This window comes from Gammaproteobacteria bacterium, assembly GCA_030680605.1.
Taxonomy (GTDB): Bacteria; Pseudomonadota; Gammaproteobacteria; order SURF-13; family SURF-13; genus JAQBXX01.
In genome coordinates, this window is the sequence record JAUXUQ010000001.1 from 33785 (window position 1) to 53989 (window position 20205).

General features: G+C 58.5%; 23 protein-coding genes and 1 tRNA gene. 11 read left to right on the forward strand and 13 right to left on the reverse strand.

Annotated elements, in window-relative coordinates; translation table 11 throughout:
* The first annotated feature begins 4 nt into the window (after positions 1-4).
* Positions 5-742 (forward strand): 2-C-methyl-D-erythritol 4-phosphate cytidylyltransferase, encoded by a 738-nt coding sequence (ispD, locus tag Q8L89_00160; protein MDP1707483.1) that lies wholly within the window; start codon positions 5-7, stop codon positions 740-742.
* A complete protein-coding gene (ispF, locus tag Q8L89_00165) occupies positions 739-1236 on the forward strand; it encodes a 2-C-methyl-D-erythritol 2,4-cyclodiphosphate synthase (protein ID MDP1707484.1) in 498 nt (165 codons plus the stop codon). Before ispD ends, ispF begins: the two co-directional genes overlap by 4 nt.
* A gap of 30 nt (positions 1237-1266) precedes the next feature.
* Here the strand turns inward: ispF and Q8L89_00170 are convergent, their stop codons facing one another.
* Both Q8L89_00170 and Q8L89_00175 read right to left on the reverse strand, forming a co-directional pair.
* The gene (locus Q8L89_00170; protein ID MDP1707485.1) at positions 1267-1815 is read right to left on the reverse strand and encodes a Smr/MutS family protein; all 549 of its coding nucleotides are present in this window, start codon (positions 1813-1815) and stop codon (positions 1267-1269) included.
* Between the two features lie 2 nt (positions 1816-1817).
* Complete coding sequence (locus tag Q8L89_00175) at positions 1818-2294, reverse strand: hypothetical protein (GenBank protein MDP1707486.1); 477 nt, start codon at positions 2292-2294, stop codon at positions 1818-1820.
* Between the two features lie 354 nt (positions 2295-2648).
* Between Q8L89_00175 and surE the strand changes: the two genes are divergently transcribed.
* The 4 genes from surE to Q8L89_00195 are packed head-to-tail and all read left to right on the forward strand — an operon-like array spanning position 2649 to position 5465.
* Positions 2649-3437 (forward strand): 5'/3'-nucleotidase SurE, encoded by a 789-nt coding sequence (gene surE, locus Q8L89_00180; protein MDP1707487.1) that lies wholly within the window; start codon positions 2649-2651, stop codon positions 3435-3437.
* Between the two features lie 23 nt (positions 3438-3460).
* Positions 3461-4093 carry a protein-L-isoaspartate(D-aspartate) O-methyltransferase gene (locus Q8L89_00185; GenBank protein MDP1707488.1) on the forward strand — a complete coding sequence of 211 codons (633 nt, stop codon included), beginning with the start codon at positions 3461-3463 and terminating at the stop codon, positions 4091-4093.
* The gene (locus tag Q8L89_00190) at positions 4093-4668 is read left to right on the forward strand and encodes a YqaA family protein (protein ID MDP1707489.1); all 576 of its coding nucleotides are present in this window, start codon (positions 4093-4095) and stop codon (positions 4666-4668) included. The genes Q8L89_00185 and Q8L89_00190 overlap by 1 nt, the downstream gene beginning before the upstream one ends.
* Positions 4665-5465 carry a peptidoglycan DD-metalloendopeptidase family protein gene (locus tag Q8L89_00195; protein ID MDP1707490.1) on the forward strand — a complete coding sequence of 267 codons (801 nt, stop codon included), beginning with the start codon at positions 4665-4667 and terminating at the stop codon, positions 5463-5465. Before Q8L89_00190 ends, Q8L89_00195 begins: the two co-directional genes overlap by 4 nt.
* A gap of 13 nt (positions 5466-5478) precedes the next feature.
* On the opposite strand, the gene Q8L89_00200 is transcribed toward Q8L89_00195, so the two are convergent.
* Positions 5479-5883: an MTH938/NDUFAF3 family protein gene (locus tag Q8L89_00200; protein MDP1707491.1), complete on the reverse strand. Its 405-nt coding sequence runs from the start codon at positions 5881-5883 to the stop codon at positions 5479-5481.
* Between the two features lie 113 nt (positions 5884-5996).
* Between Q8L89_00200 and alaC the strand changes: the two genes are divergently transcribed.
* From alaC to thrC, 3 genes are read left to right on the forward strand one after another with little or no spacing between them, the layout of a single operon-like run.
* Positions 5997-7217 (forward strand): alanine transaminase, encoded by a 1221-nt coding sequence (gene alaC, locus Q8L89_00205; protein ID MDP1707492.1) that lies wholly within the window; start codon positions 5997-5999, stop codon positions 7215-7217.
* Positions 7218-7260: 43 nt separating this feature from the next.
* Positions 7261-8574, forward strand: a complete 1314-nt coding sequence (locus Q8L89_00210) for a homoserine dehydrogenase (GenBank protein MDP1707493.1) — start codon at positions 7261-7263, stop codon at positions 8572-8574.
* A 48-nt stretch (positions 8575-8622) separates the two neighbouring features.
* A complete protein-coding gene (gene thrC, locus Q8L89_00215; protein MDP1707494.1) occupies positions 8623-9702 on the forward strand; it encodes a threonine synthase in 1080 nt (359 codons plus the stop codon).
* A 50-nt stretch (positions 9703-9752) separates the two neighbouring features.
* Here the strand turns inward: thrC and Q8L89_00220 are convergent, their stop codons facing one another.
* The 9 genes from Q8L89_00220 to metG all read right to left on the reverse strand — a co-directional run bounded on the left by Q8L89_00220 (position 9753) and on the right by metG (position 18115).
* On the reverse strand, positions 9753-10187 hold the full coding sequence (locus tag Q8L89_00220; protein ID MDP1707495.1) for a DUF1841 family protein: 435 nt from the start codon (positions 10185-10187) through the stop codon (positions 9753-9755).
* Complete coding sequence (nth, locus tag Q8L89_00225; protein ID MDP1707496.1) at positions 10187-10837, reverse strand: endonuclease III; 651 nt, start codon at positions 10835-10837, stop codon at positions 10187-10189. Before nth ends, Q8L89_00220 begins: the two co-directional genes overlap by 1 nt.
* A gap of 91 nt (positions 10838-10928) precedes the next feature.
* Entirely contained in the window at positions 10929-11621 is a 693-nt protein-coding gene (locus Q8L89_00230; GenBank protein MDP1707497.1) for an electron transport complex subunit E, read from the reverse strand.
* Entirely contained in the window at positions 11614-12267 is a 654-nt protein-coding gene (gene rsxG / locus Q8L89_00235; protein MDP1707498.1) for an electron transport complex subunit RsxG, read from the reverse strand. The genes Q8L89_00230 and rsxG overlap by 8 nt, the downstream gene beginning before the upstream one ends.
* Positions 12267-13295, reverse strand: coding sequence for an electron transport complex subunit RsxD (gene rsxD / locus Q8L89_00240; GenBank protein MDP1707499.1), 1029 nt, complete (start codon positions 13293-13295; stop codon positions 12267-12269). Before rsxD ends, rsxG begins: the two co-directional genes overlap by 1 nt.
* A gap of 11 nt (positions 13296-13306) precedes the next feature.
* Entirely contained in the window at positions 13307-14773 is a 1467-nt protein-coding gene (gene rsxC, locus Q8L89_00245) for an electron transport complex subunit RsxC (protein ID MDP1707500.1), read from the reverse strand.
* Positions 14773-15330 (reverse strand): electron transport complex subunit RsxB, encoded by a 558-nt coding sequence (gene rsxB, locus Q8L89_00250; GenBank protein MDP1707501.1) that lies wholly within the window; start codon positions 15328-15330, stop codon positions 14773-14775. The genes rsxC and rsxB overlap by 1 nt, the downstream gene beginning before the upstream one ends.
* Positions 15331-15332: 2 nt before the next feature.
* A complete protein-coding gene (gene rsxA / locus Q8L89_00255; GenBank protein MDP1707502.1) occupies positions 15333-15914 on the reverse strand; it encodes an electron transport complex subunit RsxA in 582 nt (193 codons plus the stop codon).
* Between the two features lie 104 nt (positions 15915-16018).
* Positions 16019-18115, reverse strand: coding sequence for a methionine--tRNA ligase (gene metG, locus Q8L89_00260; protein MDP1707503.1), 2097 nt, complete (start codon positions 18113-18115; stop codon positions 16019-16021).
* Between the two features lie 129 nt (positions 18116-18244).
* On the opposite strand from metG, the gene apbC reads away from it, so the two are divergent.
* Together apbC and dcd are read left to right on the forward strand one after the other, a co-directional pair.
* Positions 18245-19336, forward strand: coding sequence for an iron-sulfur cluster carrier protein ApbC (apbC, locus tag Q8L89_00265; GenBank protein MDP1707504.1), 1092 nt, complete (start codon positions 18245-18247; stop codon positions 19334-19336).
* A 78-nt stretch (positions 19337-19414) separates the two neighbouring features.
* Positions 19415-19981: a dCTP deaminase gene (dcd, locus tag Q8L89_00270; protein ID MDP1707505.1), complete on the forward strand. Its 567-nt coding sequence runs from the start codon at positions 19415-19417 to the stop codon at positions 19979-19981.
* Positions 19982-20051: 70 nt separating this feature from the next.
* Here dcd and Q8L89_00275 read toward each other — a convergent pair.
* A tRNA-Leu gene (locus Q8L89_00275) sits at positions 20052-20138 on the reverse strand.
* Positions 20139-20205: the final 67 nt, after the last annotated feature.

Here is a 20205-nt window from a genome sequence, read left to right on the forward strand (position 1 = left end):
AGACTTGAGACAGCCAAACAGCATACAGACTGAACAGCGTTACTGGGCGGTAGTGCCTGCTGCCGGTAGTGGCACACGAATGGGGGCAGCGCTACCGAAGCAGTATCTGCCGCTTGCTGGCCGTACAGTCATCGAGCATACGCTGCAACGCCTGCTCGATCATGAAACGATAACGGGCGTTGTCGTGGCAGTTGCCGCCGACGATAGTCACTTTGCCGCGATCAGGGCCAGGCTTGCCGACCACGGCAAGCCTTTGCTGGTAGCAGAGGGCGGGGCCGAGCGTTTTCAGTCTGTGCTGAGTGCGCTCCAGTTGCTGGCGCAGACAGCCTCCGCGACGGATTGGGTGCTGGTGCACGATGCGGTGCGCCCATGTATCCGCCGGGATGATATTGACCGCTTGCTGCAAGCCCTTGGTGGGCATGTGGCAGGTGCTTTGTTGGGCCTCCCGTTGCTTGATACGATCAAGCGCGTAGACTCAGCATCCCGGGTAGAGGCGACACTGGACCGCAGTTTGTTATGGCGGGCCCTGACGCCACAGGCGTTCCGGCTGGGTGCGCTGGATGCTGCACTGAGAGGTGTGCTGGCAGACAGGGTGCCAGTGACAGATGAGTGTGCTGCGATGGAGCGCACCGGTGCAGTGCCCCTCATGCTACAGGGCGCGGCTGATAATATCAAAATTACCCGGTCGCAGGATCTGGTGCTCGCCGAGTTTTACTTAAGCCAACAGAGGAATGAACAGTGAGAGTTGGCTATGGTTACGATGCACATGCCTTCGCGGAAGGGAGAAGGCTGGTGCTGGGAGGCATCGTTGTCCCGTATGCGAAAGGGTTGGCGGCGCATTCGGACGGTGATGTGCTGATTCATGCAGTTTGCGATGCATTGCTGGGTGCGGCGGGGCTGGGCGACATCGGCCGAATATTCCCGGATACTGATGTCCGCTACCACGACATTGACAGTCGTGTGTTGCTGCAGGAGGTCGTGCTTTTGCTGCGCGGACACAGTCTGGGCATTTCGAACATCGACAGCACAATCGTGGCGCAGGCACCCAGACTTGCGCCGCATATCGAAGATATGCGCAAGCTGCTGGCGGATGACCTCGGCATGGATGTCTCACGCCTCAACATCAAGGCCAAGACCACCGAGGGGATGGGATATATAGGCCGTTCTGAAGGTATCGAGGCCCATGCGGTGGTGATGCTGAAGGAGCTCCAGCCCGACACGCCCAGGGAAGGATAGGATGCTGCTGCTTTGCGATGGAGTGGAGTGCTAGTTGCCCGCCTTTTTCAGCAGTACATAAACGGCGCCTGTGCCGCCGTCTGCGGGGCGGGCCGAGCAGAATGCCAACACTTCATCGCGCTGCTGTAACCAGTGACTAAGCTTCCCCTTTAATACCGGCAGCTTGTGGCGTGACCCAAGGCCCTTGCCGTGAATCATGCGTACACAGCGCACATCATTGCGGCGGCAAGCAGCCAGAAAACGCGTCAGGGCGTTGCGTGCCTCGGGCACAGTCATGCCGTGGAGATCGAGCTCGGCACCCACGCTGAACTGGCCGCGGCGCAGCTTGCGTAACAGTCCGTGCTGGAGGCTGCTGCGTTGAAACAGCAGCTCCTCACCTGCTTCTACTTCTGCCGTGTAGGGACTGTCTGAAAGCATGTCACGCAGAACCTGCTGCTCATCGATCTCCTTTTGGCGTGGGTGAGGTGACGGCTTCTTCGCCATGAAAGTAACCTTGTCGTTGCGCAAAGGCACGGTCTTGCTGACCGCATGACGGAACAACTCGGCATCCTTCTGCGATATCTTTGATCTGCGCTGCATGGCTAATTGGATGCAGGCTGATGTGATTCGTTCAGCAACAATGTTACTTTGTCTGCGGGTAGTGGATGGCCAAAGTAATAGCCTTGGGCATGGTCACAGCCGAGATTTTTGAGTTTGTCTGCAATCTGGATATTATCCACGCCCTTGGCGCCCACGCCATAGAACGCCCAGATGGCAGTGCCGGGCATAAACGGCCAGCCGACCTGCAGGCGCTTTGGATGCTGCTCCGGAGTTAACAGGGCTTCAGGCAGGAAGCGCAGACGGCCACTATCGTCGGCGTAAAAAAGGTCGAGTTGCGCCCCCAGCGCACTCTGTTTGGGTGCGCTGCACGCTGCGTGCGGGTTCGCGCCTTGATGTGATTTCAGTGTGAGAGTGGGGAACAGGATAAACTTGGCATGCGCCCACGAACTGCCGAGCAGTAGTAGACAGACGCCCAACAGGTGAGGCAGGCATCTTGCCAACAGCAATTGCAGGTTCATATCGGATCTCACATTAAAATTAGCCGCAACCGCACTGCCCTCAGGTAAAATGTACCTGAGATGGCGGTTACACTAAAAACATACGACCCGACATATGGGAAAAGACGGGGACAAGCCGGCGGGGACAGATTGTCTCCAGTCGTCGTTGTTATAGTGTCACTGAACCCTGTGAGAATAAAGTAAACGGCTTGATAATCAAGAGGTGTTTAATTATCAGGCCTTAGGTTGGTGGTATATGCCGGGGTGCACCGGCTGTGATGCACTACGTCGGGCCTGCCTCTATGTAAGGCGTCCGAGGGTGGATCCTGCAGCCTTTTGCGTAAATATTTTTTACGTTCTTGTAACGATAGGGTCATGAGAATTCTGCTGACGAATGATGATGGCTACCTGGCCCCGGGCATTATCCGTCTGGCGCAGGCACTGCGCACACGGGCCGATGTGACCGTGGTGGCCCCGGATCGTGACCGTAGCGGCGCCAGCAACTCACTGACACTCGACAGCCCGATCCGGGCTACCTGGACTGACAATGACTGCATCCGGGTCGACGGTACGCCGACGGACTGCGTCCACCTCGCGATCACCGGCCTGCTGGAGCAGGAGCCGGACATGGTCGTGTCGGGAATTAATGCGGGTGCTAATCTGGGCGATGATGTGCTCTATTCAGGAACGGTGGCCGCTGCCATGGAGGGGCGGTTTCTGGGTCTGCCAGCGCTGGCCATCTCACTGGTAGGGCATGAGCATTACGATACTGCCGCGCAGGTGGCGCTGCATATTATCGAGCGGTTGCAATCCGACCCGTTGCCCGCGGATACCATTTTGAACATCAATGTGCCGGACCTGCCGTGGCAGAACATCGCGGGCTTCGAGGCCACCCGCCTGGGTCACCGACACAGGGCGGAGCGTGTCATTCAGGCCGCGGATCCGCGGGGGCGGCCGATATACTGGGTTGGCCCCCCGGGTGCGGAGCAGGACGCCGGTGCCGGCACTGATTTCGATGCCGTTCGGCGCCGGCATGTATCGGTAACACCTATTTTGATCGACCTCACGCGTTATACCGCACTCGACAAGGTAGCGAGCTGGCTGAAGGGCGCGTCCGGGCTCAATGCCACGCGTGATGTGGTGCGGGAGGGCGGCCAACCGTGAGTCTGCAACACCACGGCATTGGCATGACCTCGCAACGCACCCGCGAACGGTTGGTGAAGCGACTGGAAGAACAAGGCATCAGCAACCCGGCCCTGTTGCAGGCCATACGCTCCACGCCACGGCATATCTTTGTCGATGAGGCCCTGGCAAGCCGTGCCTACGAGGATACGGCGCTCCCCATCGGCCATGGCCAGACCATCTCGCAGCCTTATATCGTTGCCCGCATGACACAGGCCCTGCTGGAGGGCGGCACGCCACACAAGGTGCTGGAGATAGGTACCGGCTGCGGCTACCAGACGGCGATACTGGCCCGGCTGGTCAACGAAGTGTACAGCGTTGAGCGAATTGCATCGCTGCTCGCCGGTGCGCGCTTGCGCTTCAGTGAGCTCAAGCTGCGCAATATTCAGATCAAGCATGGTGATGGCTACGCCGGTTGGGCGCAGCATGCCCTCTACGACGCCATTCTGGTGAGTGCCGCCCCGCTGGAGGTGCCGCAGAGCCTGCTGGAGCAGCTGGCCGAAGGCGGTCACCTGGTGGCGCCCGTGGGCCCCCCCGGTGCGCAAGACCTGATCCGGGTGACACGCACGCGCGACGGCTACACGCGCGAATCCCTCGACCGGGTAAGTTTTGTGCCGTTGCTGGGCGGGGCGGCCTGATGCACCTGTTTTCCGCCCTGTACACACGTGTGATGCGCTGGTCGACCCACCCCCGCGCGCCGTGGTATCTCACCGCCCTGAGCTTCAGCGAATCGTCATTTTTTCCGGTGCCGCCGGATGTGATGCTGGCGCCCATGGCGCTGGCGCAGCCTGATCGCGCCTGGCACTTTGCTACACTGACGCTGGTAGCGTCGGTGCTGGGTGGCCTGCTGGGGTATGTTATAGGCTACACCGCTTTTACGCTGATTGAGCCAGTCCTGCACCAGGCCGGTTACTGGGAGCTTTACCTGCGCGCCCACGACTGGTTCCAGCGCTGGGGTTTCTGGGCGATATTTATTGCCGCGTTTACACCCATACCCTACAAAATGTTTACCATTGCGGCGGGTGTCATCGCGATGGCACTGTTGCCGTTTGTCATTGCTTCACTGATCGGGCGTGGCGCACGGTTTTTTCTGGTAGCAGCTCTGATGGTCTGGGGTGGCGTACGCATGCAACGCATGCTGCTGGAATACATAGACCGCATTGGCTGGACCGTTGTGCTGCTTGCACTGGCCATTTATCTTTGGCACGGATGAAACGGGCCCTCTCTGTCGTGGTTCTGTGCCTGCTGCTGGTTGCCTGTGGCGGCCGTCAGGTAGCGGCACCGGTGCGGGCAGAGTCTGTGCCGCCTCCAGCGGAGCGGGCTGCACCCGTCGTGTCCGCCAGTGGGCAGGCGCGGCAGGCCGCCGGGGGTTACTATCGGGTACAGCGTGGCGATACCCTGTATTCCATCGCCTGGCAGTACGGACTGGATTACAAAACGCTGGCGCAATGGAACCGCATCAGGGCACCGTACCGGATTTATGCCGGGCAGACGTTGAGCCTGAAGCCAACTGCCGTAACCGCAGAAACGCAGCAGACTACACCCGCAAGCCCACAGCAACGCAAGCCAGCTACGACCCCTGCCGATAAAGCACCCCCGCCCCAGCCGTCTCCGAATGAGGATGTGGCGGCCGCTGCCGCCAGGCCTGTCTGGGCATGGCCGACGCGCGGCGAGGTGATTGCGACCTTCAACGCCGATGGCAACAAGGGCATCAATATCGCAGGCCGGGAAGGGGATGCGATTAACGCGGCAGCCGAGGGGCGTGTAGTGTATAGCGGCAACGGTCTGGTCGGGCTGGGTGAGTTGGTTATTATCAAGCATAATGGCACCTTCCTCAGTGCCTACGCGCACAACAAGCTGCGGCTGGTCAAGGAAGGCGATCTGGTCAAGTCGGGTCAGACCATTGCCCATATGGGGCGTACCGGCAGCGATCGGGTAATGCTGCATTTCGAGGTACGCAGGGATGGCAAACCGGTAGACCCTTTGCATTATCTGCCCAGGCAGCGTTAATGAGCCACAGCGGCTATATCATCAGTAACGCTGCGGCGATATTGCGGCCATCGCTGGCCAGGATATTGTAGGTGCGGCAGGCGGCGCCGGTATTCATCAGTTCGACAGGGATACCGCGCTGTGCCAGGTGCGCCTGTAATCCAGGCGGCAGAAAGCGCTGGTGGGGGCCGCACCCCAGCAACAGTACCTCGGGTTGAAGTTCATCGAGGATGGCGAAATGCGCGGTGGCCAGGGCATCGAACTGCTGGGGTGGCCAGTTACGGATCAGGCGGCTGGGGGTGAGCACCAGGCTTTGGTGCAGCGTTTCGGGCAGGGGGCTCACGCCCGTGCTGGTGGAGTGCAGTATGCATATTCCACCATCACTGTAAGAGTGTATGGTGTAACGATCGGTGCCTGTTGCCTGACTGAGTTGCATCATGCTGTGTTGATCATGGTTGGGGGCGACGCCGCAGCCTGTCAAGCAATTGACAGGCTGCGGCGTCGCCAGTATCGTTGCAAGTTTATGATAATACTTATGGGTCTTCCAGCGTGATTACCGATTTTCAGCGAATCAAGCGTCTGCCGCCCTATGTCTTCAATATCGTAACCGAATTGAAGGCCAAGGCGCGCACGCGCGGCGAGGACATCATTGATTTTGGCATGGGCAATCCGGATCAGCCTACACCACCCCACATCGTGGACAAGCTGATTGAATCCGTACAGCGTGGCGATACCCATCGCTATTCACTCTCGCGCGGCATCCCCCGGCTACGCAAGGCGATCTGTAACTGGTACCAGCGGCGCTTTAACGTCGAACTGGACCATGCCAAGGAGGCCATCGTCACGATAGGCTCGAAAGAAGGGCTGGCCCATCTCGCACTCGCCACCATGGGGCCTGGCGATGTCGTGCTGGTGCCGAACCCATCGTATCCGATACACCCGTATGGGTTTGTGATTGCGGGTGCGGACATACGGCATGTGCCGCTGGTGGCGGGCGTAGACTTTTTTGCCGAGCTGGAAAAGGCCATCAAGGGCTCGTGGCCCAAACCCAAGATGCTGGTGCTGAATTTTCCGGGTAATCCGACCACGCAGTGTGTCGAGCTGGATTTTTTTGAGAAGGTGATTGCTATCGCCCGCGAGCACGAAATCTGGGTGGTGCACGATCTGGCCTATGCGGATATCGCCTTTGATGGCTATGTTGCGCCATCCATCCTGCAAGTGCCGGGGGCCAAGGAGGTGGCGGTGGAGTTCTTTACCCTGTCCAAGAGCTACAACATGCCTGGCTGGCGGGTAGGCTTCATGTGTGGTAACCACCATCTTGTCGAGGCGCTCGCGCGCATGAAATCCTATCTCGATTACGGGATGTTTACGCCGATCCAGGTCGCGGCCATCACGGCACTGGACGGCCCCCAGGAGTGCGTGCACGAAATTTCCGAGATGTACCGTCAGCGCCGCGACGTATTATGTGAAGGGCTTAATGCGCTGGGTTGGGCAGTCGAAAAACCGCGCGCCAGCATGTTTGTATGGGCGCCGATCCCCCCCGCTTACCGCCATCTGGGCTCGCTGGAGTTTTCCAAAAAGCTGCTGGAAGAGGCCAAGGTGGCCGTGTCGCCGGGTATTGGCTTCGGTGAATACGGTGATGACCACGTGCGCTTCGGGCTGATCGAAAATGAGCACCGTACGCGCCAGGCAGTGCGTTGTATTCGTGAAATGTTCAAGAAGGACAAGGTGTATGCGGCGCACGACACATTAAAAGCGGTTGCCGGTATATGAGTCTCATTCTTTTTCAGCTGTCATTGCCGCGTGCACTGATATCATGAAACCCGTCAAGGTAGGGTTACTGGGTCTCGGCACGGTGGGCGGAGGCACGGTCAACGTGTTGGCGCGCAACGCCGAAGAAATTGCACGGCGTGCCGGGCGCGGTATCCAGGTGACGCATGCCAGTGCCCGCGATCTCAAAAAGAAGCGCATATGTGATACCCGGGGTATCACGCTGACAGATCAGCCTCTGGAGGTGGTCAATGATCCCGATATCGACATTATTGTAGAGCTGATCGGCGGCACTGACCTCGCGCTTGATCTGGTGAGCCGCGCCATCGCCAATGGCAAGCATGTCGTTACTGCCAACAAGGCCCTGATCGCTCGCCACGGCAATGAAATTTTCAATGCCGCACGCAAGAAGGGTGTGATGGTGGCGTTCGAGGCCGCCGTGGCGGGCGGCATCCCCATCATCAAGGCGATCCGCGAGGGGCTGGCGGGAAACCGCATTGAATGGCTCGCGGGTATTGTTAACGGTACCGGAAATTTCATCCTGACCAAGATGGGCGACGAAGGGCAGGATTTCAATGCCGTGCTGGCAGAGGCCCAACGGCTGGGTTACGCCGAGGCCGACCCCACCTATGACGTGGAAGGCATCGACGCTGCGCACAAACTTACCATACTTGCGGCCATTGCCTTCGGTATACCGTTGCAGTTCGACAAGGTATATACCGAGGGCATTACCCGCATCACGCGCGCCGATGTTGGTTACGCCGAGCAGTTGGGTTATCGCATCAAGCACCTGGCCATTGCACGCCGCAGTGCACAGGGTATTGAGTTGCGCGTACACCCCACCCTGATTCCGCAGCGACGGCTGATTGCCAACGTGGATGGTGTCATGAACGCCGTGGTGGTCACAGGGGACGCTGTCGGCCCGACGCTATACTACGGTGCCGGCGCGGGTGCAGAACCCACCGCGTCTGCCGTCGTCGCCGATCTGGTGGACGTGGTGCGTGTATTGACCTCTGACCCCGAGAACCGCGTGCCGCATCTGGCCTTTCAGCCGGATGCGCTGTCGGATGTTCCGATCCTGCCGATGGAACAGGTGGAGACGGCCTATTATCTGCGGCTGCAGGCGCTGGACCGCCCCGGAGTGCTGGCAGATGTGACCCGCATTCTTGCGGATCATGCGATCAGCATCGAGTCGATATTGCAAAAAGAGCCGATGGCGGGTGAGAGCGAGGTGCCTATCATCATACTCACGCACAGCACGCTGGAAAAATCCATGAACCAGGCGATCAATCGTATCGAGGCGCTGCCTTCCATCAGCGGTAATATCATGCGGATACGGCTTGAGCACCTGTCACGCTGATACGCTGCGTCTCGCCTTACCCTGCATTTATCTGTTGAGAGATTCTTCATGCCACAGCATTCACGCTACACCGGCCTTATCGACAAATACCGCGACCGCCTGCCGGTACACGATGACACACGCATCATAAGCCTGGGTGAAGGCAATACACCGCTGATACGGCTACAGAACATCCCGCGGCAATTAGGCAAGGATGTCGACATCTATGTGAAATATGAAGGCCTCAATCCAACCGGCTCCTTCAAGGATCGCGGTATGACCATGGCCGTGACCAAGGCGGTGGAGGCGGGCAGTCGCGCGATCATCTGCGCCTCGACCGGAAATACCTCTGCTGCTGCCGCTGCCTATGCGGCCAGGGCGGAAATTACCGCCTTTGTACTGATCCCGGATGGCAAGATTGCGCTCGGCAAGCTTGCCCAGGCCATGATTTATGGCGCCGAAGTCATCCAGATCAAGGGCAATTTCGATGACGGCATGCGCCTGGTAAAGGAGGTGGCACAGGCCGTGCCGGTTACCATCGTTAATTCCATTAATCCCTATCGACTGCAGGGCCAGAAAACAGCGGCGTTTGAGATCGTTGAAGAGCTTGGCTTTGCGCCGGATTTTCACTGCATACCGGTCGGTAATGCAGGCAATATCACTGCCTACTGGATGGGGTACAGCGAATATCATGCCAGCGGGATTATTCATCAGCGTCCGCGCATGCTGGGGTATCAGGCCAGCGGCGCGGCGCCCTTTATGCGTGGCAAAATGGTGGATAACCCGGAAACGATAGCTACAGCCATTCGTATCGGGCACCCACAGTCGTGGGATCAGGCCTGGAAGGTGCGCGAGGAGTCGGAGGGCTGGTTCGACGAATGTAGCGATGAAGAAATACTTGCGGCGCAGAAACTGCTGTGTGAGAAAGAGGGCATCTTCTGCGAGCCGGCTTCGGCGGCATCGTTGGCCGGTGCGATGCGTGATATTGCATCCGCCAAAATACCGCAAGGCAGCAGGATAGTGTGTACCCTGACAGGCAATGGTTTGAAAGATCCTGACACTGCCATGAAGCAGTGCCTCACGCCGATAGTCAGTATCGAGGCAACGCTGAGTCAGGTGCAGCGGGCCATCAGCGAAAGACTTGGCTGAGAATAAGTGACCTTGCCAGAGGGTCTGGCAGGGCATAACCTTGTCTGTTGTCAGTGCTTGTCACTGATTTCTCGCAAACACTCCAGATAGGCAGCTTCATCAGGCGCAGCGGCATCACGCTGTGCGCGCCACAGCACTTCACCTAAACACTCCAGCATGTGATGTTCGGCCTGGTGGGGGTCACGCAGTTTCAGCAGCAGGGCCTGGTAGTGTGATTCGATACCTGAGGGGCGCCCGGTCGCCAACTGCTCACGTATGGCGATGTGCAGACCCATATGCAGGAACGGGTTGGAGACACCCTGCTCGGGTGAGTAGTCGCGGCTGAGGGCATGATCGCCATCTGCAAGCAGTTGATGATATTCGGGGTGCAGCAGAATGACATCCACGATACGTCGCTCCATCTCCTCTAGCGGTTCCTCTGTACTGTGCTTTTCCCATGCGCGCAAAAAGATGCGCCGCATGTCCTCTCGGCCCTCCGGAAATATCATGCCGAAGTTCCTTCGTCTGTGATTTTGTGCCTGTATTCACACAGATCATAAATGACGCATGCCGTACAGCGCGGCTTGCGCGCGATGCAGGTGTAGCGCCCGTGCAGAATGAGCCAATGATGGGCATTGAGCCGAAACTCCGGGGGTACCGCACGCATCAACTTGTTCTCGACTGCGACTACGTTCTTTCCCGGTGCAAGGCCGGTACGGTTGGCGACCCGGAAGATGTGAGTATCGACAGCAATCGTGGGTTCGCCAAACGCGGTATTGAGGATGACGTTGGCGGTCTTGCGGCCGACACCTGGCAGGGCTTCAAGAGTGGTACGTTCATGCGGTACCTGGCCTCGGTGCTGTTCGACCAGCAGCCCGCAGGTCCGGATGATGTTGCGCGCCTTGCTGTTGTAAAGGCCGATGGTCTTGATGTGCTGCTTGAGGCCGTCCTCGCCCAGCGTAAGCATGGCCTGGGGTGTACGTGCAGCCCGGAACAAGCTGGCAGTAGCGCGGTTTACACTCTTGTCGGTGGCTTGCGCAGACAATATCACAGCGATCAGCAGTTCAAACGGACTATTGTAATGCAGCTCGGTTGTGGGGGCTGGATTGGCCTGTTGCAGGCGTGTGAACAACTCACGGCGTTTTTGCAGATTCATTCTGGCTTGGCGGTTCGGATGTCGACAGCGATAGTAGATGTCTGAGGCAAGAAGTGTGACCCATTGTATCTATGCAGCGGCAGACTGGGTTTCAGAAGTGTGCGCCCGCACCTTGCGTAACGGGAATGGTGCTTGCAGTGCTGCGCGCGAAGCGGGCATCGATCACATTCTTGATGGCAATCAGCAGACCGAGACCGATGAATGCGCCGGGCGGTAATACGGCAAGCAGGAAGCCGGGGTAGTCCTCGACCAGGGTGATGGTCATGCCCCGCGCCGCCTCGCCAAACATGAGATCGGCATGTGCCAGCAGGGTGCCCTGACCTATCGCTTCCCGCAGGGCGCCGAGCAGTACCAGTACGTACAGTGAGCCCAAGCCCATGAACAACCCGTCCATGGAGGCGCGACCGACGCTGTTGCGCGAGGCAAAGGCCTCGGCGCGGGCGATCACGATGCAGTTGGTCACAATCAGGGGGATGAAAATACCGAGGATGTTGTAAAGCTCGTGCCAGTAGGCGTTCATGGCGACTTCAATCGCTGTCACCACGCAGGCAATCACCAGCACGAAGACGGGCAACCGGATTTCGTCGCTGATCCAGTGGCGTAGAGCCGAGATAATGGTGTTGGAGAGAAACAGCGTAAGCGCTGTAGCCAGCCCCAGTCCCAGCCCATTAATCACGGTGGAGGAAACGGCAAGCAGCGGGCACAGACCCAGTATCTGCACCAGGGCCGGGTTGTTGCTCCAGAGCCCGTCACGCATGATTCTGTTGTAGCCGATCTCAGCCATGGGCATCCTTTTGTATCTGCTCTGTGGTGGGCCGAGGCCGGAAGATCGCTTCCCGGTGTGCCGCAAAATAGTGGAGGCAATTCTGCACGGCCTTGACCACCGCCCGTGGGGTGATGGTAGCACCAGTAAACTGATCAAAGATACCGCCGTCTTTTTTCACTTTCCACTGCGGCGCTGGTGGGTTGCCGAGTGAACGCCCGGCGAAACCGAGAATCCAGTCGGAGCGGGTTTCGTCGATCGGATCACCGAGACCGGGTGTTTCCCGATGGGCAATCACGCGCACGCCTGCGAGCACGCCGTCGTAGCGTATCACTACCAGCAGCTTGATCGGGCCACTGTAACCGTCGGGTGCGACTACAGGCGTGAATGCCGCCGCGACAGGCAATCCGGATTTACGCGCGCGGTATACCGTGACGGGTTTGCTGGAGAGTCCCTTGTCCTGAATCACGAGGGTGTCCTGCAGTGGGTCATTATCATGCAGGGCAGGCGGGCTCAGCGCATGCAGTTTTCTCAACAGGGCATCGCGTTCGTTTTGCGCGATACGCGCCTTGGTCTGCTCGAAGGTATAGGCAACGATGGCGGTGCCGCCTATCGCAAACAGGCCGAGCACGACGCCCGTAATCAGAATGTGTTTTGCAATCGTCATCAGTCTTTATGGCCGAAGGTGCGCGGCTGCGTGTAGTAATCGATCAAAGGTGCGGCCATGTTCATCAGCAGGACGGCAAAGGCGATACCATCCGGATAACCACCCCAGGTGCGAATGATGTACGTGAATGCGCCGATGCCCACGCCGTAGTAGATGCGCCCACGCGGTGTGGTGCTGGCTGTGACGGGGTCAGTGGCGATAAAAAAGGCGCCCAGCAGGGCCGCACCGCTGAACAGGTGAAACACGGGCGAGGCAAACGTGTCCTGTTCCACGAGATAGAAGAACCCGGCCAGCACGGCGAGGGTGCCGAGTACGGCCACGGGGATGTGCCAGCTGATAACCTTCTTGTAGATCAGCCACAGCCCGCCCAGCAGAAACATGCCGTTTATCCATTCCCAGCCCTTGCCGCCGAGACTCCCGAACAGGGGGTTGGTCGTCAGGGTCTCGCCCACGGCGTGCCCCTGGCTGAGCCCGGTCTTTACGCTGTCGAGCGGGGTGGCAGCGCTGACGGCATCCAGCGTCAGTGCGCTGGGCCATTGTCCGGTGAAAACAACGGTCAGAGACTCTGCCAGACTGAAGCTGTGACCACTCACCATCTCCGGTGACAGCCACACGGTCATTTCACGCGGGAACGAAATCAGCAACACCACATAACCGACCATGGCCGGGTTGAACGGGTTAAAGCCGAGGCCGCCGTAGAGTTGCTTGGCAATGATGATGGCGAAGGCTGTGCCGATCAGAACCATCCACCACGGGGCGAGCGGCGGCAAGGCAAGCGCCAACAGCACGGCGGTAACGACGGCACTGCCGTCAAGCAGGAAAGGTTTGAGGGGTCGGTCGCGCATGGCCAGCATGATGGCTTCACAGGTCAGGGCAACGACGACGGCAAACAGGATGTTGATCAGTACGCCCCAGCCAAAAAACCAGACGTAGGCGGCCACGCCGGGAATAAGCGCGTATAGCACGCGCAGCATGATGATGGTGACGGAGTCAGCCCGGTGCAGATAAGGGGAGCTTGAAGTAGGCATGAGTACGTATGTTAGCTGATGTTTTCCGTCCGGGGCGCAACCTTGTTGGCCAGGGCGGCCTTCTTTTCGGCATGACGCGCATCGCGTTCAGTCTTCTCCAGCGTCAAGCGTGTCAGCCGCGCCTCATGGCGCTGGCGCGCGACATCGGCCTTTTGCTTCTCACGCTCCTGCGCCCAGATCTCGCCCTTGGCAAAGCGGTAGTACTGCACCAGCGGAATAGTGCTGGGGCAGACCGCTGCGCAGGCGCCGCACTCGATGCAGTCAAACAGGTTGTAGGCCTGGGTCTTGGCGAAGTCCTTGGCGCGCGCATGCCAGTAGATCTGTTGCGGCAGCAGCTGTGCCGGGCAGACATCGACGCAGGCGCCGCAGCGTATGCAGGGCAGGGCCTGCGATGCTGTGGTGGGGCGCGTCAGCAGCAGGCAGTTGGTGGTTTTGATAACCGGGATGTCTGAATGCCGCAATACAAAACCCATCATGGGGCCACCCATGACCAGACGGGCGCCGTCTGCTGCGCCGCCGCATTGCTCAATCAACTCCTGCATGGGCGTGCCGAGCATCACGTCCAGATTGCGCGGCGCTACGACACCGTCACCGGTGACGGTGACGTAGCGCGTGATCAGCGGTTCGCCATGGGTAATGGCGCGGTAAACGGCGCGGGCCGTGGCGACATTGTGGCACACTACGCTAATCTGTATCGGCAGCCCATTGCTGGGTACCTCTTTGCCGGTGAGTACATGGATGAGCTGTTTCTCACCCCCTGCAGGGTAGCGCGTCGGTATCTGAATAACTTCTACATCCGGCAAGCTCGCCTGTTGTGCTGCCCGGAGCATGGCGGCGTAGGCTTCCGGCTTGTTGTCCTCGATACCGATAATGCAGCGTCTGGCCTGCAAGGCATGGCGCATAATCGCCAGTCCGGCGAGAATTTCATCCGCATGCTCGCGCATCAGCATGTCATCGCAGGTGATATAGGGTTCGCACTCCGCGCCGTTCAGAACCAAGGTATCGACCACACTGCCGGGCAGGTGATTCAGTTTGATGAAGCTCGGAAAGCCCGCGCCACCGAGGCCAACGATACCTGCTTCACGTAGCACGTTACGCAATGCACTGGGTTGGACCGCTGCCGGATTCTCAATCACGTGCCGCTTTCCCCAGCGATCCTCGCCGTCGCTTTCCAGCACAATGCACAATGCGCTGAGGCCGGACGGATGCGGGATCGCGTGCTCGGCAATTTCGACCACGGTGCCGGAGGTGGGGGCATGCAGAGGGACGCTCACATAGCCGGACGCTGCCGCGATAACCTGCCCCTTCAGTACATGGGTACCCACAGCAACCAGCGGTTTGGCGGGCGCACCGATGTGCTGTTGCAGCGGCAGCACCAGCCGCTTGGGCAGGCGCGCCGCGGCAACCGGCGTGGTAGTGGATTCGGCTTTATGGCCGTCGAGATGCAGCCCGCCGGGAAAGCGCCACAGTTTTTGCATCACCCTTGGCCCCGGAGGTGTGCCAGCTCGGCGGGCTGAGTCCATTTCCAGGTGCCAGCAGTAGCTGTTACCGGAACCATATCAATGCAGTCTACGGGGCAAGGTGGCAGGCATAATTCACAACCGGTGCATTCGGCCGCGATCACCGTGTGCATATGCTTGGCCCCGCCGAGGATCGCGTCCACCGGGCAGGCCTGTATGCAGAGCGTGCAGCCGATGCAGCGTTGCTCATCTATGATGGCGAGCATCTTGGGTTTGCTGACGCCATGCTCGGCGTTGAGCGGCTTGGCTTCGCGCCCGAGTAATTCCGACAGCGCCACGATGGTCGTTTCACCGCCGGGAGGACACTGGTTGATATCGGCCTCGCCCTTCGCCATGGCCTCGGCATAAGGGCGGCAGCCGGCGTAGCTGCACTGGCCGCACTGCGTCTGTGGCAGCAGGGCATCGATCTTGTCCGCCAGCGGATCTCCCTGCACCTTGAAGCGGATGGCGGAAAAACCCAACACCAGCCCCGAGACGACCGCCAGCACGGCCAATGCGAGAACGGCCGCCAGCATGCTCAGACCTTGATCAGGCCGGTGAAGCCCATGAAGGCGAGCGACATCAACCCGGCCGTGATGAGCGCAATGGCCGGGCCACGAAACACCACCGGCACATCTGCAACCAGAATACGCTCACGCAAGGCGGCGAACAGAATCAGCACCATGGAAAAGCCCACGGCAGCGCCAAAGCCATACACGGCCGACTGGGTGAAGCCATGCTGCTCTTGCACATTGAGCAGAGCAACGCCGAGTACGGCGCAATTGGTGGTAATCAGCGGCAGGAAGATACCCAGCACCTGATACAACAGCGGACTGGTCTTGTGCACCACCATCTCGGTAAATTGCACCACCACGGCGATCACCAGAATAAAACCTATCGTGCGCAGGTATTCCAGCCCGAGCGGCGTCAGCAGATACTCATTCACCAGATAGCTGCATACCGACGACAGCGTGAGCACAAAGGTGGTAGCGAGCGCCATCCCGGTCGAGGTCTCGAGCTTGCGCGAGACCCCCATGAACGGGCACAGACCGAGGAACTTCACCAGCACAAAGTTGTTCACCAGCACCGTGCTGAGGAGAATGAGCGCGTATTCCGTCATGGTCGCTGAGAGTTATGTGGGAGGCGCATTATAAAGGCCGTCCCTACATAAATAAAAAGAATATTATTTTATATTTATATGATATTTGGTTATATGTAATGAGTTTATTTTATCCGCATTCCCGGCTGAGCACCGGCATGGGGTTCCATTATCCACAAATCCTTACCGCCGGGCCCTGCGGCCAGCACCATGCCCTCCGACAGCCCGAACTTCATCTTGCGCGGCGCGAGGTTGGCCACCATCACTGTCAGCTTGCCCTCCAGATCGGCGGGCTGATAGGCCGACTTGATGCCGGCGAACACTGTGCGAGGCTGTTCCTCGCCAATATCGAGCGTGAGTTTCAGCAGCTTCTCCGCCCCCTCGACGTGTTCGGCAGTGACAATTCTGGCAATCCGCAGATCGATTTTGGCAAAGTCGTCAATGCTGATAGTGGCCGCTTCGTTGGTGACGGGCGTTGCTGTGGGGCTATTCATGGTGTGGGTTTCCTTGCTTGCATCGAGCATGGCATCAATTTGTTTGGAGTCGATACGGGTCATAAGGTGCGAGTATGTTCCAATTCTATGGCTGGGTTGTAAGTGCGCGTGTATATCATTCCAGTCGAGTGGTTTGCTTAGATTTAGAAACTTCTCCGCATTGTCTGCCAGCGCTGGCAGGATTGGTTTCAGGAGAAGTGTGAGCAGTCTGAACGCTTCGATTGCAACGGAGCACACTCTGTGCAAGTACGCCGGATCGGACGGGTTTTCAGGCGTTAGAAAGTTTTTTGAAAGGGTCCAAGGCTCGCTCTGATCCCACCACTTATTGACCTGATCCGCCAGCTTCATGATAAGCTGGGTCGCAGCTGAGAACCGTCTTTGTTCGTAAAGCTGTGAGATCGAGTCAGCATACACAAGCGCATTCCCTAATATCACGTCTCGATAGTCCGATACTGGTTGGTTATTCCGGTACCTCTGTCCGAGAGCAAGGTCTCCGATGTTTCCTCCGAAATGTTTGTGGAGAATCGGCGCAGCTCGGCTGGCGATATTTACATATTTACCTACCAGATCCGAATTTACGCGGGCAACAAAATCATCAAGGCTGAGGTCAATATCGGCCATGCTGTCGTTGAGCTTGGTGGCGTAGTAATAACGCAGATATTCCGGGTTTAGATGATTCAGATAGGTGCGCGCCGTAATAAAGGTGCCGCGCGACTTCGACATCTTCTGCCCATTCACGGTAAGGAAGCCGTGGGCGTACACCGCTGTCGGTTTGCGATAGCCAGATCCTTCCAGCATGGCGGGCCAGAACAGGGCGTGGAAGTATAAAATATCCTTGCCGATGAAATGATAAAGCTCGGCGCTGCTGTCCTTGTGCCAGTAGTCGTCAAAATTAACGCCCTCACGGGCGCAGTAATTCTGGAAGCTCGCCATGTAGCCGACCGGCGCGTCGAGCCAGACGTAAAAATATTTGCCGGGCGCGTCAGGAATCTCGAAGCCGAAATAAGGCGCATCACGGGAGATGTCCCAGTCCTGCAGGCCGGCGTCGAACCATTCATTGAGTTTGTTGGCCGCTTCGGACTGTACGTGGCGGGTCTGGGTGATGTCAGGATTCAGCCACGCCCGCAGCATCGGCTCAAAGTCGCCGAGCTTGAAGAAATAATGCTCGGATTCCTTTTCGATCGGCTTCGCGCCAGAGAGCGCCGATACGGCATTCTTCAGATCCGTGGGTGAGTAGGTTGCGCCACAGGCCTCGCAACTGTCGCCATACTGATCCTTGGCGCCGCAGCGCGGACATTCGCCCTTGATGAAACGGTCGGGCAGAAACATCTCCTTGACCGGGTCATAGGCCTGCTTGATGGTGCGCTGGGTGATGTGGCTGTTTTGGCGCAGTTTTAAATAAATAGCGCGTACAAATGCCTCGTTTTCGGGCGAGTGGGTGGAGTGGTAGTTGTCGAACGCCACGCCGAAGGCCTTGAAATCCGCCTGGTGCTCGTCGCTGATGCGGGCAATCAGCGCCTCGGGCGTGATGCCTTCCTGCTGTGCGCGCAGCATGATGGGTGTGCCGTGGGCGTCGTCAGCGCAGACATAGGTGCAATCGTGCCCCTGCATCTTCTGAAACCGCACCCAGATGTCGGTCTGGATGTATTCCACCAGATGGCCAAGGTGAATTGGCCCGTTGGCATAGGGGAGGGCGCTGGTGACGAGGATTTTACGTGTGTCTGGCATGGCGTTGGGCGGCTGTGAAGAGTGCCATTGTAGCAAGCCAGCGCCGTAAAAGATCGCCGCGCTGCCCTGAATCCGTGTAAAATTATGTGCTTGGGCAGAGAGTTGTGGGGTGCGCCCCGGAGGATTGCAGTGGCAAATGTTACCCAGACACAGGTCGAGGCCGCCTTGCGTGAGGTGGTAGACCCGTATCTGCAAATGGATATGGTGTCGGCCAAGGCCGTAAAGAACATAGGGATAGATGCTGACGGCGTGACGGTGGATGTCGTGCTCGGTTATCCGGCGCAAGGTTTTCAGGCCACCCTTGCGCTGGCGATTAAGTCCAAGGTCAGTGCCCTGCCGGGTGTACCCAAGGTGACGGTGAACATCACCTCCAGTGTGGTCGCACATGCCGTGCAGAAGAGTGTAAAGCCGCACGCGAATATCAAAAACATCATTGCCGTGGCATCCGGCAAGGGCGGCGTGGGCAAGTCGACGACGGCGGTGAATCTTGCCTTGGCGCTTGCGGCTGAAGGCGCCAGCGTCGGCATACTAGATGCGGACATCTACGGCCCGAGCCAGCCACGTATGCTGGGTGTGCAGACGCGCCCGACGTCGGCTGACGGCAAGAGCATGGCGCCGGTGATGGGTCACGGCCTGCAGTCGATGTCGGTCGGCTATCTGATAGATGAAGAGACACCCATGATTTGGCGCGGCCCGATGGTCACCCAAGCGCTGGAGCAGCTACTCAACGACACCCGCTGGGAGGCACTGGACTACCTGGTCATAGACCTGCCGCCCGGTACCGGTGACATCCAGTTGACGTTAGCACAAAAGGTGCCGGTGAGCGGCGCCGTGATTGTCACCACACCACAAGACATTGCGCTGCTGGATGCGCGCAAGGCGCTCAAGATGTTCGAGAAGGTCGAAGTGCCGGTGTTGGGTATTATCGAGAACATGAGCACACACATTTGCAGCCAGTGTGGCCACGAGGAGCACATTTTCGGCGCCGGTGGCGGCGAGCGCATGGCGCAGCAGTACAAGGTGGATTTGCTCGGTTCCGTACCACTCGACATCAGCATCCGGGAAAATGCCGACGGGGGGCACCCGAGCGTGGTGGCAGACCCGGAAGGTCTTATCGCTCAGGCCTACCGCGAGATTGCGCGCCACGTCGGTGCGAAGCTTTCATTGCGCGCCAGGGATTTCAGCGCTAAATTTCCCAAGATCGTGATACAAAATACTTGACTGCAGTAGCGAGTGACTAGTGGTGAGCAGCGAGGAAAAAATTAGCCTGGCCACTAGCGACTTAAAAGGAGCGATTGATTGAGCATCAAATCCGATAAATGGATCCGCCGCATGGCGGAGAAGCACGGCATGATAGAGCCGTTCGAGCCGGGTCAGGTGAAGCACACGGACAAGGGGCCAATTGTGTCCTACGGTACATCGAGCTACGGCTATGATATCCGGTGTTCCACCGAATTCAAGATTTTCACCAACATCAACTCGACCATTGTTGACCCGAAGAATTTCGACGCCAACAGTTTTGTCGATGTGAAGGCAGATGTGTGCATCATTCCACCGAATTCGTTTGCGCTGGCGCGCACGGTGGAGTATTTCCGTATTCCGCGCAACGTACTTACCATCTGCCTGGGCAAGTCTACCTATGCCAGGTGCGGTGTCATTGTCAATGTGACGCCGTTCGAGCCGGAGTGGGAGGGGTATGTAACGCTGGAGTTTTCCAACACTACACCGTTGCCTGCGAAGATTTATGCCAACGAAGGCGTGGCGCAGGTGATATTTTTTGAATCAGACGAGGTCTGCGACGTGTCGTACAAGGATCGCGGTGGCAAATATCAGGGTCAGACAGGGGTAACATTGCCGAAAGCATAGCAGCGAGTAGCCAGTGACGAGTAACCGCTTTTCCGCGTTACTGGCAACCAGCCACTCGCTACTGTTTTAATGGTGCCGAGGAGAGGACTTGAACCTCCACGGGGTTACCCCCACTAACACCTGAAGCTAGCGCGTCTACCAATTCCGCCACCCCGGCTCATCGGCACACTCTGCTGAGATGCATGCCGAAGGTGCGCACTTTACTCTACAGGCGGTATTTTTTC